The following is a 16,244-nucleotide window of genomic DNA, read 5'->3' on the forward strand; positions in this document are numbered from 1 at the left end:
GATGATCTGTCTGCTTTCGTGTGCTGGGTGGGGCTAGAAGCCGGGGATCAGGGTGACGACGAGGTCGATGAGCTTGATGCCGATGAACGGCGCGATCACGCCACCGAGCCCGTAGATCAACAGGTTCCGGCTGAGGACCTTCGAGGCGCTGAGCGGTCGGTACTTCACGCCGCGGAGGGCCAGCGGGATCAGGATCACGATGATGATCGCGTTGAAGATGATCGCCGAGAGGATCGCCGACGCGGGGGAGTGCAGCTGCATGATGTTGAGCAGAGCGAGCCCCGGGAACACCCCGGCGAACATGGCCGGGATGATCGCGAAGTACTTGGCGACGTCGTTCGCGATCGAGAACGTCGTGAGCGCACCTCGCGTGATGAGCAGCTGCTTGCCGATCCGGACGATGTCGATGAGCTTCGTCGGGTCGGAGTCGAGGTCGACCATGTTGCCGGCCTCCTTCGCAGCGGAGGTGCCCGTGTTCATCGCGACACCGACGTCGGCCTGCGCGAGCGCCGGAGCGTCGTTCGTCCCGTCACCGGTCATCGCGACGAGGTTGCCGCCCTCCTGCTCCTTGCGGATGAGCTCGAGCTTCTGCTCGGGCGTCGCCTCGGCCAGGAAGTCGTCGACTCCGGCCTCGGCGGCGATCGCCTTGGCGGTGAGCGGGTTGTCACCCGTGATCATGACCGTGCGGATGCCCATGGCGCGCAGCTCGGCGAACCGCTCCGCGATGCCGGCCTTCACGACGTCCTTCAGGCGGACGACGCCGAGCACCCGCGCGGTGCCGGTGGTGTCGGTCTGTGCGACGACGAGCGGGGTGCCGCCGCCGGCGGACACCGCCTCGACGTGCTCCTGGAGCTCGGCGCGGGTCGCCTCGGCGAGGGATCCGAACGACTCCACCCAGGCCAGTACGGCTGAGCCGGCACCCTTGCGGATCTGTGCGCCGTCCGGCTGGTCGAGGCCGCTCATGCGGGTCTGCGCGGTGAACGGGACGATCTCGCCAGCGCCGGACCCGTCCAGGTGGATGCCACGCTCGGCCGCGAGGTCGACGATCGACTTGCCCTCGGGCGTCGGGTCGCTGAGCGAGGACCGGGCTGCGGCCTGCGCGAGCTCTTCCGGCGTGACACCGCGGAGGGCGATGAACTCGACCGCCTGGCGGTTGCCGTAGGTGATGGTGCCGGTCTTGTCGAGCAGCAGGGTCGTGACGTCGCCGGCGGCCTCGACCGCCCGGCCGGACATCGCGAGCACGTTGCGCTGCACGAGTCGGTCCATACCGGCGATGCCGATGGCCGAGAGCAGGGCGCCGATGGTCGTCGGGATGAGGCAGACGAGCAGGGCGATGAGGACCGGGACGCTGACGGGAGCCGCCGCATAGGAGGCGATCGGGTTGAGCGTGAGCGCGACGACCACGAACACGATCGACAGGCTCGCGAGCAGGATGTTGAGCGCGATCTCGTTCGGCGTCTTCTGCCGCGCCGCGCCCTCGACGAGGCCGATCATGCGGTCGACGAAGGTCTCGCCGGGCTTCGAGGTGATGCGGACGACGATGCGGTCGGACAGCACGCGGGTGCCGCCCGTGACGGCGCTGCGGTCGCCGCCGGACTCGCGGACGACCGGGGCCGACTCGCCCGTGATCGCCGATTCGTCGACCGAGGCGATGCCCCAGACGATGTCGCCGTCGCCCGGGACGAGCTCGCCGGCGGTCACCACGACGACGTCGCCGAGGGTGAGATCCGCCGAGGAGACCTGGCCGATGGCGGCGTGCTCCGCGGACGGATCAGCCGAGGCGTCGTAGGCCGTGACCTGGTTCGCCATGGTCGAGGTGCGCGTCTTGCGGAGGCTGTCGGCCTGCGCCTTGCCGCGGCCTTCGGCCACGGACTCCGCGAGGTTGGCGAAGACGACCGTGAGCCACAGCCAGATCGCGATGCCCCAGGTGAACGACGCCGGCACGGCCGAGCCGCCGGACTCCTGCGCCCCACCGAGGAACGGTTCGGCGATCGCGAGGACGGTGGTCAGCGCCGCGCCGACCTCGACGATGAACATGACCGGGTTCTTGACCATGAGCCGCGGGTCGAGTTTGCGGAAGGCGCCCGGGGTCGCGGCGAGCAGCTGTGCCGGACCGAAGGCGGCCTTCGCGGGCTCGTGGTGGTGGTCCTGCTCCTGCTCGGGTTCCGCCGGGGCGGGAAGCGTGTGCGTGGTGGACATGGTTATGACAGCCCTTCCGCCAGGGGGCCTGGCGCGAGTACGGGGAAGGAGGTGGGTGCGGTGATGATCACGGCGTGTGCGTCGTGGACGTGGCTCATGAGAGCCCTTCCGCCAGGGGACCCAGCGCGAGTACGGGGAAGTACGTGAGTGCGGTGATGATCACGGCGACACCGGTGAGGAGGCCGACGAACTGCGGCCGGTTGGTCGGGAGCGTTCCGGCGGTCGACGGCACCCGGTCCTGTGCAGCCAGCGAACCGGCGAGCGCGAGGACGAGCACGATCGGGACGAAGCGGCCGAGCAGCATCGCGACGCCGAGCGCCGTGTTGAACCACGGGGTGTTCGCCGTGAGACCGGCGAACGCGGAACCGTTGTTGTTCGACGCGGAGGTGAAGGCGTAGAGGACCTCGGACAGGCCGTGGAGGCCCGGGTTCCAGATCGACGTCGTCTCCACATCCGAACGGACGCCGGGGATCGCGAAGCTCAGTGCGGTGCCGGCGAGCACGAGCGTCGGCGTCACGAGGATGTACAGGCTCGCGAGCTTGATCTCCCGTGGGCCGATCTTCTTGCCGAGGTACTCCGGGGTCCGGCCGACGAGCAGCCCACCGATGAACACGGCGATGACGGCGAGCACGAGCATGCCGTACAGGCCTGAGCCGACGCCGCCGGGGGCGATCTCGCCGAGCATCATGTTGATCATCGGCATCATGCCGCCGAGGGCCGTGTAGGAGTCGTGCATCGAGTTGACGGCACCCGTCGAGGTGAGCGTCGAGGTCGAGCCGAACAGCGTCGAGGCGAAGACGCCGAAACGCTGCTCCTTGCCCTCCATCGCGCCGCCGGCGGCCATCGGTGCCGCTCCGAGGCCGCGGGCTTCGAGCGCCGTGAGGATCGAGAACGAGGCGAGGAAGATGACGCCCATGACCGCGAGGATCGTGTAGCCCTGCTTGTGGTCGCCGACCATGCGGCCGAAGGTGCGCGGCAGGGAGAACGGGATCGCGAGCATGAGGATGTTCTGGACGAGGCTCGTCCACGCGGTCGGGTTCTCGAACGGGTGCGCGGAGTTCGCGTTGAAGAACCCGCCGCCGTTCGTGCCGAGGAGCTTGATGGCCTCCTGGGAGGCGACCGGTCCGCCGGGGATGGTCTGCGTCGCGCCCGTGATGGTCGTGACGTCGGTGAAGCCGTTGAGGTTCTGGATGGTCCCGCCCGCGATCAGCACGACCGCCATGACGACGGAGAGCGGCAGCAGCACGCGGAGGGTGCCACGGGTGAGGTCGACCCAGAAGTTGCCGATGGTGCCGCTGCGGCGACTCGCGAACCCGCGGACGAGGGCGATCGCGACGGCGATGCCGACGGCGGCGGAGACGAAGTTCTGCACCGCGAGGCCCGTGAGCTGCACGGTGTAGCCCATCGTGACCTCGGGGGAGTACGACTGCCAGTTGGTGTTCGTGACGAAGGACACGGCCGTGTTGAACGACAGGCCCTCGGGGACGGCCGGGAGGCCGAGCGCGAAGGGCAGGACGGCCTGGGCGCGCTGGAGGGCGTAGACGAGGAGGACGCCGACGAGCGAGAAGGCGAGCACCCCGCGGAGGTAGGCCTGCCAGGTCTGCTCGGAGCGGGCGTCGACACCGATCACGCGGTAGAAGCCGCGCTCGACGGCGAAGTCCTTGCCGGAGGTGTACACCCGGGCGAGGTACTCACCGAGTGGACGGTAGAGCAGCACGAGGACCAGGACGAGGGTCGAGACCTGCAGGATCGCGAAGAGGGTCTGCATCAGAACCTCTCGGGTTTCACGAGCGCGTACACGAGGTACACGACGGCGGCGACGGCCAGGACGGCGGCGAGGAGTTCGAAGACGATCACAGTCTCTCCACTCCCCGGGCGACGAGGCCGACCAGAGCGAACACGGCGATGACGCCGAGCACGTAGACGAGGTCGAGCAAGAGGACTCCAGTGGGTGCGTGGTGCGGGTGCGTGGTGCGGTGTCCCGTTCGGGACAGCTCAGAGCCAACACCCGTCAGTGACCTCCGACGGCGGTCCTCACGGTTTCCATACGCCTTCCGCGCGGATCCTCACGACCTCCCTACGGTGTGCTCCTCCTCCAGGCCGCCGTCCTGCCCTCCTGCTCAGCTCCCGAGGGTGTGGGCGTGATCCGGCACGTACCGGTACCGTTCGCGCGCGGGTCGGTCGTACCCGTCGGCGCCCGGCCGCGCGGGGATGTCGATCGGCTCGGGGGCGCGCTGCTCGTAGGGGATCTGAGAGAGCAGGTGCGAGATCGCGTTCAACCGGGACGCCCGCTTGTCGTCGCTCTCGATCGTCCACCAGGGTGCGTCCGCGTGGTCCGTGGCCTCGAACATCTCGTCCTTGGCGCGCGAGTAGTCCTCCCAGCGGGTGATCGACTGGAGGTCCGTGTCGGACAGCTTCCAGCGGCGCATCGGGTCGTCGAGGCGCGAGCGGAACCGTTGCTCCTGGACCTCGTCGGAGACCGAGAACCAGTACTTGACGAGGATGATGCCGTCCTCGACGAGCATCCGCTCGAACACGGGAGTCTGGCGGAGGAACCGCCGGTACTGCTCCGGAGTGCAGTAGTCCATCACCCGCTCGACGCCGGCACGGTTGTACCAGGAGCGGTCGAACAGCACGATCTCACCCGCGGTCGGCAGGTGCTGGATGTACCGCTGGAAATACCATTGGCCGCGCTCCTGCTCACCGGGGGTCGGCAGGGCGGCGACCCGCGCCGAACGCGGGTTCAGATACTGGACGATGCGCTTGATCGCGCCGCCCTTACCCGCGGCGTCGCGGCCCTCGAAGACCACGACGACTCGCGCGCCGGTCTCGATCACCCAGCGCTGCATCGCGACCAGTTCGATCTGCAGCCGTTCCAGCTCCGCTTCGTAGCGGTCCTTCCGGATGCGTTTGGGCGACTTGTTCCGGTTCGGAGCCTTCGACATGCTGTGTGTTCCCGCCCGTCCCCGCGAGGACTGGTTCGACGCCTGACCGGCGCGGTGGTGCAGTGCTCGGTGCCCGCCCCGGCGGGGCAGCACTCGCGCCCAGCCTGCGCCTGCCGACCGATTCCCGTGGGGTGTGTCATCCGGGTGCCGACAGGCGTATAGTCACGCGCGCGCTGTCCTAGGCTTGGACGTCGAGGGCGTCGAGGGGATCTGGATCAGTGGAACTGCGGTGGCTGACGGCGCCCGAACACGAGGTCGCCGCGGCGATGGCGGACGAGCGTCGCTCTGGCCGGTCCAAATGGGCGCCCACCGGGCGGAGAGTGCTCTTCCACCTCTACTTCAGCCTCGTCCTCTGGTACCTCGCGATCGCCCTCGTCTCGGTCGGGGTCAGCGTCGACGAGTACCACGACGGTCGCGTCGAGATCGATGACGTCGTCGGGTTGCTCGTCGCCGTGCTCGTCCTCGCGGGTCTCCTCGTCGGGGCCTGGTTCCTGTACCGCTGGTCGCGACGTCCGCCATCCCCGAAGGCACGCCTCGCCGAGTGGCGGACCCACCTGACCGCGGTGGCGAACGGCTTCGAGGAGGAGCCGAAAGGACGGGCGATGTTCTCCTCGCTCATCACCACGACGGGGAAGTACAACAACGCCTTCATCACCACGCCGGGGCCGCAGCTGTCGTCCCACCCGCGGTTCGTCGGCGACCGGGTCGAGTTCGGCAACCTCGTCGACGACGCGAAGCGGTCGCGGGACTGGCACTACCTGACCGTGAAGCTACCGGCCCCGCTCCCGCACCTCCTGCTCGACGCGACGACGAACGACACCGTCCGCAGCGACCTGCCGCCGGGCCTCGACCGGGGTCTGCGTATCTCCCTCGAGGGCGACTTCGACCGGTGGTTCCGCGTCTACGCACCGTCCGGCTACGGAACGGACGCGCGATACGTGCTGACCCCCGACGTGATGTCGTCGCTCGTCAGCACCGCGGCGTACTACAACGTGGAGATGGTCGATGATCGGGTCGTCTTCTTCAGTAAGCCGGCCGCCGACTTCTCGTACGCCGCCCCCTGGGTCGCCGTCGACGCGATCCTCAGCGACCTCGTCCCGCGTCTCATCACGAGGGCTGAGCGGTACCGCGACGAACGGGTGGCGGGACAGGACGCGGAGAGCGTCCTCGAGGCGGCACGGGACGCCATGGAGGCTGAGCAGGTCTGGACCCGGAAGGAGACGGTCGTCGGCGAGGAGGGCCGTCGTCTCACGGTGCGGGCGCGCTTCCATGCGATCTGGGTGGCCGTCGGCGCGGTCAGCTGGCTCGTCACCCGCACGCTGCTGTACTTCATCCCGGGCGCCTTCGCCTTCGCGGGGTTGATGTCCGTGATCGACGGGCGCTAGCCGCAACCGAGTCGCCCGAATCTGCTCGGATTCACTCCGAAACCGGACAGATCCGGGCGACTCAGCTTGCAGGTCGCGGAACATCCGGTGACGCATTCGCGTTCACGACGGTGTGACCACCACCCTGACCGCTCCCGCAGGGCCCGCGACCGACACCTTCGATCGCGCGCTCGCGAGCTTGGAGTGGACGATCCACGGCACCGACCGCGACCGCCTCGCCGCGAACGTTCCGCTGCGGCGGCCGCACGCGGCGTCCGGCTTCGTCTACCTCTCCAGCGGCCGCGTCCGCCTCACGGCCACCGACGGCACCCGCGACCTCGACGCCGGCGACCTCGTCTTCTTCCCCCGCGCCCACGCCACGACGGTGGTCGCGCTCGAGGACGCGGAGCTCCTCGACGTCGCGTTCACCCCGCCGGGTCAACGCCAGCAGGTGGCGGAGACGCTGCCCGAGCACCTGTACGTCGGAGATTTCGCCGGCCAGGAGCCCTCGATGGTGGCGCTCCTGGAAGGTATGGGCTGCCCGCAGGCGGCCGGTCGTCCGCGGCCGGGCGACAGCGTCATCTGCAGCCGCATCGCGACCACGATCGTGTCGGCCGCGCTGCGCACCTGGAACGAGGCCGGCTGCGCACCGGAGCGCTGGCTGCAGCGCATCGGCGACCCGCACATCGGTGCGGTCCTCGACGCCCTGCACGCCGAACCTGGGCGACCGTGGACCTTCGAGACGCTCGCCCGCATCGCCATGATGTCGCGGTCGGCGTTCGCAGAGCGGTTCCGCGAGGTCGTCGGGCACACACCGCGCGCCTACCTCACGACCGTGCGCATGGAGACGGCCAAGGGGCTCATCCTCACGGGCGACGCGTCCGTGGCCGAGCTCGCCGGTGCCCTCGGCTACGCGTCGGAAGACGGGTTCGCGCGCGCCTTCCAGCGGTACACGGGCCTGACGCCCGCCCGTTGGCGTGCCGAGGCGGCGCTCGCCGCGTAGGCGGTCGGCCGGGCGGCCTTCGGCGTCACCGCGCGGTGCGCGCCGACCCGAAGACGATGCCACCGATGATCGCGGAGATCGCCGCGACCGTGAGCGCCGGGACGATGCCGACCGCGTCGACGAGCAGTCCACCCGCTCCGGCACCGACGGTGATCGCGAGCTGGAACCCCGCGACGACGAGTCCGCCACCGGACTCCATGCGGTCCGGGACGAGGCGACCCATCCACGTGCTCAGGGTCGTGAGCCAGGCGCCGAAGCCCATGCCCCAGGTGGTGATCGCGATGGTCACGATCCAAGGCTGCCCCGGGAGCAGGGTCACGAGTGCGATCGAGACGCCGATGAAGGCCGGGACGACGAAGCGCAGAGCCGCGAGGTGGCGGTCGACGAGGAGTCCGATCACGAAGTTGCCGACCACGCCGCCGAGACCGAACGCCGCGAGGAGGACGGCCACACCGGCCGCGTCGAGGTCCGGCACCCGCTCGATCGCGAGCCGGATGTAGGTGAAGGCGATGAAGTGGCCGAGGACGGTCAGGATGTGCCCCGTGAGGCCGACGCGGATGCCGGGGACCCGGAGCGTGTCGACGAGCGACCGCAGACCGCCGCTGGACGGCGCCGGGGCGACGGGCGGCAGGACGAGTCGCAAGGCGACCGCCACCACCGCGGTGATGACCGCGACACCGGCGAAGATGAGGCGCCAGTCCATGACCGAACCGAGGTAGGTGCCCACCGGGACACCGGCGACCGTCGCGACGGTGGTGCCGGTGTTCACGAGCATGATCGCCCGACCGAGGTGGTGCGGAGCGGACAACCGGGCGGCGATCGCGATCGACATCGCCCAGAAGGCGCCGAGGGCTGCGCCGAGTAGGAGGCGGGCGATGAGCAGCATGACGAAGTCGCCGGAGATCGCGACGAGCGCGCTCGACACCGCGGCGGCCGCTGCGAGCAGGACGAGCAGGAGGCGGCGGTCGAGCCGCGGGACGAGGATGCCGATCGTCGGTGCGGTGAGGAAGCCGATGAACGCCGTCGCGGTGACGGCCTGGCCTGCCTGGCCCTCGGTGATCCCGAGCGAGGCTGCCATCGACGGCAGCAGGCTCGGCGGCAGGAACTCGGCGAGCACGAGCACGAAGCTCGTCGCCATCATCACGGCGACGGCGGCCCATGCGGTCCGCGTGCGAGGGGCGGCGGGCGCGGCTGTGTGCGTCGTGGGGACCGAGCCCGTTCGTGGAGCATCGAGCTTCTCGTCTGTCGTCATGCTCTCAGCTTGCCGGAGCCGTGACCTCCCCATCCGACGCCCAGTCCGCCCGACCCGACCATCTGTCCATCCCTGCACCCGTCCCGACGTCGCTGAGTCGCCCATTCCTGCACGAAAGTCGCGGATATTCGTGCAGGTTCGGGCAAATCAGCGCCTACGCCGGGCCGCGAGAGCCGACAGGGCGGCGGCGGCCACCATGGCCAGGATCCCTGCGGCGGCCCACGATCCGCTGACGGTCACTGCTTGCGTTCCGGTGGTGTCCAGGAACCCGTGGAAGGTTGCGATGAACGGGACGACGATCGTCGTCGTCTGACTGAAGGCCAGTGCCGCGAGCAACATGCCGATGATGGCAGTCACTCCAATCGAGATGCCGAGCGCGCACGCCACCATGAACGCCAGGTGAACCCAGCCCGTCGACCTCGTGGGGCGTGCATCCATGGTGGTTTTCACGGCGATCCTCCGCCCTCCTGAAATTCCAGATGTCCAGGCTAGCTCGCCTTCGGTGCATATGGCTCAGTCGCCACGATTCGTCTACGAATCGACGGTGATTCGAGCGCTTCCTGGCAGATCGGTGAACTCCGCCTCAACAAGTTGCACTCAGTGCATCGGTGCACGTAGTGTACCCACGTGTCCACCACCGCCCCCGCCGAGGATCGACGCGCCGCCCTCCGCGCGCGCCACCATCGCGCGATCCTCGACGCCGCCCGCGTCATGATCGCGGAGCAGGGCATCGCGGGGTTCAACGTCGACGTCATCGCCGAGCGCGCCGACGTCTCGCGCCGCACGGTGTTCAACCACTTCTCCTCGATCGACGACCTCGTCACCACCTCCTGCACGGAGGAGCTGGCCGTCGTGATCGAGAGCTTCCGGTCCGCCGTCAACGCACGACCGGCAGGCCCCGGGTCGCGCGTGTCGATGTTCGAGGACGTCGCCGCAGCGCTTCGCACGACCGACATCCCCCGCGTCATCGCCTTCCTCTGGAACGCGCTCGGCGGCTTCGCACACGACGACTCGCGCCCGCAGCAGCTCTTCCAGGCCACCTTCTCCCGCACCACCCAGGAGCTCGCCCACGAACTGGCCGAGCGCAACACCGACGTCGACGAACTCGAGGCCGGCTTCCTGGTGTCCTCCCTCATGCACGGTGTCGAAGTGCTCGCCCACCACTGGATCGCGAGTACCGGCGCCACCACGGACGATGAAGCCCGTGCCCTCTGGACCGACCTGCTGGAACGGCTCATCGCGAGCGTCCGCACCGGCTACGCGTCCACGCACTGACCCGCTTCCCGTTCCGTCCCCGCACACGACACCAGCACCACCTCCCGAAGAATCGAGACTCCCTTGGCTGAACTGCTGTATCGCCTCGGACGCTTCTCCGCGCGTCGCGCGTGGGCCGTCCTCATCTCCTGGATCGTGATCCTCGGCATCTCGGTCGGCGCGTTCCTCGCCTTCGGTGGCACCCTCTCGAGCGCCGTCACCATCCCGGGCACGCCGACCGCGAAGGTCACCGACCAGCTCGAGGAGTCGTTCCCGAGCGCGTCCGGCGGCACCGGGGCGATGGTGTTCCACACGAAGGACGGCGACGCCTTCACCGACAGCCAGAAGACCGCGATCGGCGAGCTGCTCGACGAGACGGCCGACCTGAAGGGCGTCGACACCACGGTCAACCCCTTCGAGACGCAGGAGACGATCGCCGACCAGGCGAAGCAGATCTCCGACGGCAAGACGCAGATCGACGACGGCCGCACCCAGCTGACCGACGGCCAGACGCAGCTCGACGCCGGACAGCAGCAGCTGACCGACGCGCAGACCCAGCTGAGCGCCGCGCTCGCGCAGGCGCAGCAGGCCGCCGGCGGCACGCTCCCGGCCGCCGCACAGGCCCAGTTCGACGCCCAGCAGACCGCCATCACGCAGCAGCAGACGGCGCTCGACGCCCAGCAGGCCACCATCACCGAGAACCTCGCGAAGCTCGACGAGCAGAGCACGAAGCTCGAGCTCTCCTCCCAGCTCCTCGACCTCTCCTCGGGCATCCGCACCGTCTCGACCGACGACACCACAGCGGTCGCGAACGTCGTCTTCGACAAGCGTCAGCAGGAGGTCACGCCGGAGACGAAGCAGTCGGTCATCGACCAGGTGAAGGAGGACGTCCCGTCGGGCGTCGAGGTCGAGTTCTCGAACGAGCTCGCGCAGAGCCTGCCGCAGCTGTTCGGCGTGGGTGAGGCGATCGGCCTCATCATCGCGGCGATCACGCTGCTCGTCATGCTCGGCACGGTCATCGCCGCATCGCTCCCGCTCGTCTCCGCGATCGTCGGCGTCGGTGTCGGCGTCACCGCGTCGCTCTCGCTCTCGGGCGTCGTCGACATGCTCTCGATCACGCCGGTGCTCGGCGTCATGCTCGGGCTCGCGGTCGGCATCGACTACTCGCTGTTCATCCTCAACCGACACCGCAAGCAGCTGCTCGCGGGCGTCGAGCTGCACGAGTCCATCGGACTCGCGAACGGCACCTCGGGCAACGCCGTCGTCTTCGCAGGATCGACCGTCCTCGTCGCGCTGCTGGCGCTCAACGTCACGGGCATCCCCTTCCTCGGCCTGATGGGCACCGTCGGCGCGATCTGCGTCGCCGTCGCGATCCTGCTCGCGGTCACCTTGACGCCCGCCCTGCTGTCGCTGCTCGGCCTCCGCATCCTCAGCCGGAAGGCACGCGGCACCATCGGCACGCCGCGTCCGGACGCCGTCCCGACCAAGCCCATGGGCACGCTGCGCGCCGTCGGCACGCTCGTCGCCGGACTCGTCGTGCTCGGCGTCGTCGCGATCCCCGCGCTCGACATGCGCCTCGGCCTGCCGGACGGCAGCTCGGAAGCCGTCGACTCGACGCAGTACCAGTCCTACACACTCATCGAGGACAAGTTCGGTGCCGGCGTCAACGGGCCGCTGCTCGTCGTCGCCACGCTGCCCGACGCCGCCACCGACGAGGAGGTCCTCGACGAGCAGGTGCGGATCGGCCAGGAGATCGCCGACCAGGACGACGTGAAGGCCGTCGCACCGGTGGGCGCATCGGACGACAACTCCGTGCTCGCCTTCCAGGTGATCCCGAAGGAGGGCCCGAACGCGGTCTCCACGGAGCAGCTCGTCCGCGACCTGCGCGACCTCTCGCCGCTGTCGGGTGACGTCGAGCTCGGCGTGGCCGGCAGTGCGAGCGGCAACATCGACGTCTCGAAGCAGCTGTCCGACGCCCTCCCGCTCTACCTGGCGCTCGTGGTCGGTCTGTCGCTGATCATCATGATCCTCGTGTTCCGCTCGATCCTCGTGCCGCTCACGGCGACGCTCGGCTTCATGCTGTCGCTCGCGGCGACCTTCGGTGGCATCACGGCGATCTTCCAGTGGGGCTGGCTCGGACCGGTGTTCGGCGTGCACGACCCGGGACCCATCCTGAGCTTCCTGCCGACGATCCTGATCGGCATCCTCTTCGGGCTCGCGATGGACTACCAGCTGTTCCTCGTGTCCGGCATGCGTGAGGCGTTCGCCCACGGTGCCCCGGCGCGCTTGGCGGTCCAGCGCGGGCTGCACGCCGGCCGCACGGTCGTCGTGGCGGCGGCGATCATCATGATCTCCGTCTTCGGCGGGTTCATCTTCTCCCACTCGGCGATGATCCGGTCGATCGGGTTCGGTCTCGCGTTCGGTGTGCTCGTCGACGCGTTCGTCGTCCGTATGCTCCTCATCCCGGCGGTCATGCATCTGCTCGGGAAGAGCGCCTGGTGGATCCCGAAGTGGCTCGACCGCATCCTCCCGAACGTCGACGTCGAGGGTGCCGCGCTCGAGCGCAGCCACCCGCATGACACGGGTTCGGTCGCGACCGCCCCGTCGAGCGGCGAGCCGCGGAACGCGGTCGACGGTGCGGAGACGGCGGCCCTCGGAGCCGGCGTGACCGCGGGGACGGCAGCGCACGTCGCCACGCCGTCGAGTGAGCTGACGCGCCGGGAGGCGGCAGCCGCCGCCGAGCGGACGCACCCGGCGCACGTGCTCACGACCGACCCCGACCCGGCCGACCGGCAGGTCTCCCGGGTGGAGCCCGGGCTCGACGTCATCGTGCACCCGGCGACCGCCGGTGTGCAGCGCGTGGCCGTCGGTGCCTACGTCATCGCGGTCGACGCCGACAACGGCACCGCGGTCGTCGAGCCGCCCGTCGGTGGCGTCGTGGTCGTCCGCGCGCCGAGGTAGTGCGGGCGGCCGGTGGTCGCCTCTCCGCTACGGCTGCAGGCGGTCCACGATCCAGCCGCCGTCGGCCGCGAGGTAGCGGAGGCGCCGGTGCATGCGGTCGCGGCTGGCGTGCCAGAACTCGACCATGTCGGGGACGAGCCGGAATCCGACCCAGGTGGCCGGGCGGGGGACGTCGTCGCCCTCGCGCTCGAGCAGCTCGTCGGCCCGCGCGATGAGGGCGTCGAGGGTCTCCTCCGGGCCGTCGCGGAACGGCGTCGACTGGTGGGCGACCGCCGTCGCCGCTCGTGACTTGGGCGAGCGGTCGGCGAACAGCGCGTCGGACTCCTCGTCGCTCAGCTGCTCGACGCGGCCCTCGAAGCGGAGCTGCTGCATCGTCTCGCGCCAGTACACCTGAAGGGCGGCGCTCGGGTTCTCGGCGAGCTGCCCGCCCTTCCGGCTCTCGGTCGAGGAGCCGAAGATCAGGCCGCGATCGTCGAGGGTCTTCACATCGACGGTGCGCGCGCTCACGACGCCCACCGAGGTGCCGGTCGCGAGGGTCATCGACCGGGGTTCGCTGACGTCCCGCTCGATCGCTGCGGCGAGCCACTGCTGAGCGAGCAGCATGGGCTCGGCGGGCGGGGTCTCGAACTCGGGCAGCTGCAGGGTGTCGTCTCCGGAGAGGGGTTCGGCGCTCATGTCGCGAGCCTACCCGCGTTGCCCTCGGTACCGACGACTGGGGCGTCGGCACAGTCTCCTCCGGAACCGTGGTGTCCGGGCACATGGTGCCCGGACAGGCCGCGGGCTAGCCTCGAACCGCCCGCCAGGGCGCACCTCCGAGAGAGTGAGTACCGCATGCCGTACACCGACACCGACGACGTCTCGATCTACTACGAGGTGGAGGGCGACCCCGCCCACCCGGTGATCGTGCTCATCGCCGGCGGTGGCGCGCAGCTGCTGACCTGGCGCGATCCGTTCCGGAGAATGCTCGTGGACGAGGGCTTCCGGGTCGTGCGGTTCGACAACCGCGACGTCGGCTTCTCGCAGCGGTTCGGCGGCGAGACCGACCTCGACGGCGGGTACTCGCTCGGCGACATGGGCGACGACGTCCTGCGGGTGCTCGACCATCTCGGGGTCGAGCAGGCGCACCTCGTCGGGCACTCGATGGGCGGCATGATGGCGCAGATGGTCGCGCTCGACCACCCGGAGCGCGTGCTGAGCCTCGGCCTGCTGTCCACGATCCCCGGCCAGGACCCGCGCTACATCCTGCACGGTGAGCGGCCCGAGCTGCTCGTCGAGCCGGTGCGGTACACCCGCGAGGAGTCCGTCGCCGCGATGGCGGAGCTCGCCGCACCCGTGCCCGGCGCGCGCTACCAGCCGGACACCGCCTGGGAGGTGTGGGCGACAGGTGAGGCCTACGATCGTGGCTACGCGCCAGAGGGCTTCAGCCGGCAGTGGGCGGCGCTCCTGCGTGCGCCGGAGCGGCTCGAACGACTGCGCGACGTGGCCGTGCCGACCCTCGTGCTCCACGGTCGCGAGGACAACGTCCTGCACTGGTCCTCCGCCGTGGACATCGCTCAGGCGATGCCGGCGGCCGAGCTCCACGTCCTCCCCGGCATGGGGCATCTCATCCCCGCCGAGCTCTGGCCGACGCTCGCCGCCGGCATCGTCCGGGTGGCGAGGAGCGCGGCGTCGCAGGGCTGAGATGAGGCGATTCGTCGCACTGGACGCCCGAGAACGACGATTCGCCTCACCTCACGGCATGCCGATGAGGCGCACCCGGCAGGCGAGTTCCGCGGCGAAGCGGACGTCGGGGTCGGCGAGGTCGAGTTCGAGCGACTGCTCGATGCGCCGGATGCGGTAGTTCACCGCGTTCGGATGCAGGTTCAGTTCCGCCCCGGCACGCGCCAGCGAGTTCCGATGGCTGAGGTACGCGAGGAGCGTCCGCACCGAGATCGTGGCCCGCTCCGGTCCGAGGGCGTCGAGTGGCGAGAGGATGTCGTCGAGGAGCGTCCGGCTGAGCGGTGAAGCGTAGAAGTCGAGGAGCACCCGCCGCAGCCCGGTGACGTCCGTCGCCTCCATGGTGCCGAAGCGACCACCCGCGATGGCGGCCTCCGCAGCGACCCGCGCCTCGGTCGCCGACTGCCGGAGCCCCGCCGCCCCGCTCTGCGGCGTCCCGAGCCCGACGGTGAACGTCCACTCCGGCCCTGCGATCGTCGCGGCGTGCGCGACGATCCGCTCCATCACGTCGCGCAGGCGCCGCTGGTGGTCGGGTGCGCCGAGCTCCTCCGATGCGATGACGACGATCTCGTCGCGCCGCATCGCGAGGTGCCACTGCTCCTCGCGCTGGTCGACGAGTTGCAGCGCGAAGAGCTCGACGGACGGTGCGAGGACGGTGGGCGCCCTGCGGTCGGGATCGCTCGCGTGCTTCGGGGTCAGCCACGCCACCGCGTGCGACAGCTGCAACGGCAGCCCGGCGCGGACCGCGTCCATCGCGAAGCCGTCGATGCGGGACGACTCGGCGAAGATCAGCTCGATGATGAGCTCCGCCCGCGAGCGCACCGAACCGAACCGGCCGTGCAGCTCCCGTTGCAGGGCGCGCGAGAGGACGGAGGCGATGACCGGGAGGGCGATCGCTGCCGCCGGGTCGTCGCGCTCGGCGTGGACCCGGCCGATCGGGATCTCACCGATGCACACCGCGTCGGGTTCGAGCCAGCTGGCACTCGCATCCTCGACGAGCGTGACCGGCACCCCGAGCGTCGTGCTGGCGACCTCGAGGATCGCCTCCCGCACGCCGACACCCGACGCCTGTTCGGCTTCGGCCGCGGACGCGCTGATCACCCGCTGGATCGCGAACTCGGCGCGCGACATCGCCTCCTCGGCCCCGCCGCGGATGGTGCGGTCCATGAGCACGGCGAGGTCGGAGGCGATGCCCTCGCTCATGATCACCGGCAGACCACCGCGGTCCGCGAGAGCCCGGGAGGTCTCGGCGACCGGGAACGCACCGACGAACACGAGGCCGGCGCAGCCCGCGGCGATGGCCCGGCGGATGGCGATGTCGACCTGGTACGGCCTCGGGACGGCACCGTCGGGGGTTGTCACGATGGCGATGGAGTGCTCGGTCGCGTCGTTCAACTCATCGAGCGCGAGGATCTCGACGCCGGTGACCGGCACGCCCGCGGGGGCACCGGCGACGCAACGGGCGCCGAGATGCTCGGCTTGGAGGATGACGTCCGCAACGGTGACTTGGGCCATGAGCACATTCTGCCCCGATTGTGTGGGCTACGGGA

At 70.0% G+C, this 16,244-nt stretch carries 13 protein-coding genes; 5 read left to right on the top strand and 8 right to left on the bottom strand.

Translation table 11 applies throughout. From position 1 onward, the window contains the following. Window positions 1–33 precede the first annotated feature (33 nt). From kdpB to ppk2, 4 genes are all read right to left on the bottom strand, one after another. Window positions 34–2,199, bottom strand: a complete 2,166-nt coding sequence (gene kdpB / locus BIU99_RS13650; RefSeq protein ID WP_071261705.1) for a potassium-transporting ATPase subunit KdpB — start codon at window positions 2,197–2,199, stop codon at window positions 34–36. Window positions 2,200–2,293: 94 nt separating this feature from the next. Continuing rightward, complete coding sequence (kdpA, locus tag BIU99_RS13655) at window positions 2,294–3,967, bottom strand: potassium-transporting ATPase subunit KdpA (protein WP_071261707.1); 1,674 nt, start codon at window positions 3,965–3,967, stop codon at window positions 2,294–2,296. Next, window positions 3,967–4,056, bottom strand: coding sequence for a K(+)-transporting ATPase subunit F (gene kdpF, locus BIU99_RS13660; protein ID WP_056009336.1), 90 nt, complete (start codon window positions 4,054–4,056; stop codon window positions 3,967–3,969). The genes kdpA and kdpF overlap by 1 nt, the downstream gene beginning before the upstream one ends. Window positions 4,057–4,319: 263 nt before the next feature. Further along, window positions 4,320–5,144: a polyphosphate kinase 2 gene (ppk2, locus tag BIU99_RS13665; protein ID WP_071261709.1), complete on the bottom strand. Its 825-nt coding sequence runs from the start codon at window positions 5,142–5,144 to the stop codon at window positions 4,320–4,322. A gap of 218 nt (window positions 5,145–5,362) precedes the next feature. On the opposite strand from ppk2, the gene BIU99_RS13670 reads away from it, so the two are divergent. Together BIU99_RS13670 and BIU99_RS20170 are read left to right on the top strand one after the other, a co-directional pair. Next, the gene (locus tag BIU99_RS13670; RefSeq protein ID WP_071261711.1) at window positions 5,363–6,529 is read left to right on the top strand and encodes a hypothetical protein; all 1,167 of its coding nucleotides are present in this window, start codon (window positions 5,363–5,365) and stop codon (window positions 6,527–6,529) included. Between the two features lie 112 nt (window positions 6,530–6,641). Continuing rightward, window positions 6,642–7,511, top strand: coding sequence for an AraC family transcriptional regulator (locus BIU99_RS20170; RefSeq protein WP_217635003.1), 870 nt, complete (start codon window positions 6,642–6,644; stop codon window positions 7,509–7,511). Window positions 7,512–7,536: 25 nt separating this feature from the next. Here BIU99_RS20170 and BIU99_RS13680 read toward each other — a convergent pair whose 3' ends face one another. Both BIU99_RS13680 and BIU99_RS13685 read right to left on the bottom strand, forming a co-directional pair. After that, window positions 7,537–8,763 (bottom strand): MFS transporter, encoded by a 1,227-nt coding sequence (locus tag BIU99_RS13680; RefSeq protein WP_071261713.1) that lies wholly within the window; start codon window positions 8,761–8,763, stop codon window positions 7,537–7,539. A gap of 147 nt (window positions 8,764–8,910) precedes the next feature. After that, window positions 8,911–9,213 (bottom strand): hypothetical protein, encoded by a 303-nt coding sequence (locus tag BIU99_RS13685; RefSeq protein WP_139205458.1) that lies wholly within the window; start codon window positions 9,211–9,213, stop codon window positions 8,911–8,913. Between the two features lie 177 nt (window positions 9,214–9,390). Between BIU99_RS13685 and BIU99_RS13690 the strand changes: the two genes are divergently transcribed. After that, window positions 9,391–10,038 (top strand): TetR/AcrR family transcriptional regulator, encoded by a 648-nt coding sequence (locus BIU99_RS13690; RefSeq protein ID WP_071261716.1) that lies wholly within the window; start codon window positions 9,391–9,393, stop codon window positions 10,036–10,038. A gap of 63 nt (window positions 10,039–10,101) precedes the next feature. Continuing rightward, complete coding sequence (locus tag BIU99_RS13695; protein ID WP_139205459.1) at window positions 10,102–12,978, top strand: MMPL family transporter; 2,877 nt, start codon at window positions 10,102–10,104, stop codon at window positions 12,976–12,978. A gap of 27 nt (window positions 12,979–13,005) precedes the next feature. Here BIU99_RS13695 and BIU99_RS13700 read toward each other — a convergent pair whose 3' ends face one another. Next, entirely contained in the window at window positions 13,006–13,653 is a 648-nt protein-coding gene (locus BIU99_RS13700; protein WP_071261718.1) for a pyridoxal 5'-phosphate synthase, read from the bottom strand. Window positions 13,654–13,809: 156 nt separating this feature from the next. Here BIU99_RS13700 and BIU99_RS13705 point away from each other — a divergent pair, with 156 nt between their 5' ends. Beyond that, entirely contained in the window at window positions 13,810–14,658 is an 849-nt protein-coding gene (locus BIU99_RS13705) for an alpha/beta fold hydrolase (RefSeq protein WP_071261720.1), read from the top strand. A 51-nt stretch (window positions 14,659–14,709) separates the two neighbouring features. On the opposite strand, the gene BIU99_RS13710 is transcribed toward BIU99_RS13705, so the two are convergent. Next, window positions 14,710–16,209: a CdaR family transcriptional regulator gene (locus tag BIU99_RS13710; protein WP_064296015.1), complete on the bottom strand. Its 1,500-nt coding sequence runs from the start codon at window positions 16,207–16,209 to the stop codon at window positions 14,710–14,712. Between the last annotated feature and the right edge of the window lie 35 nt (window positions 16,210–16,244).

It is taken from the genome of Plantibacter sp. MMLR14_011 (genome assembly GCF_001865025.1).
Taxonomy (GTDB): domain Bacteria; phylum Actinomycetota; class Actinomycetes; order Actinomycetales; family Microbacteriaceae; genus Plantibacter; species Plantibacter flavus_A.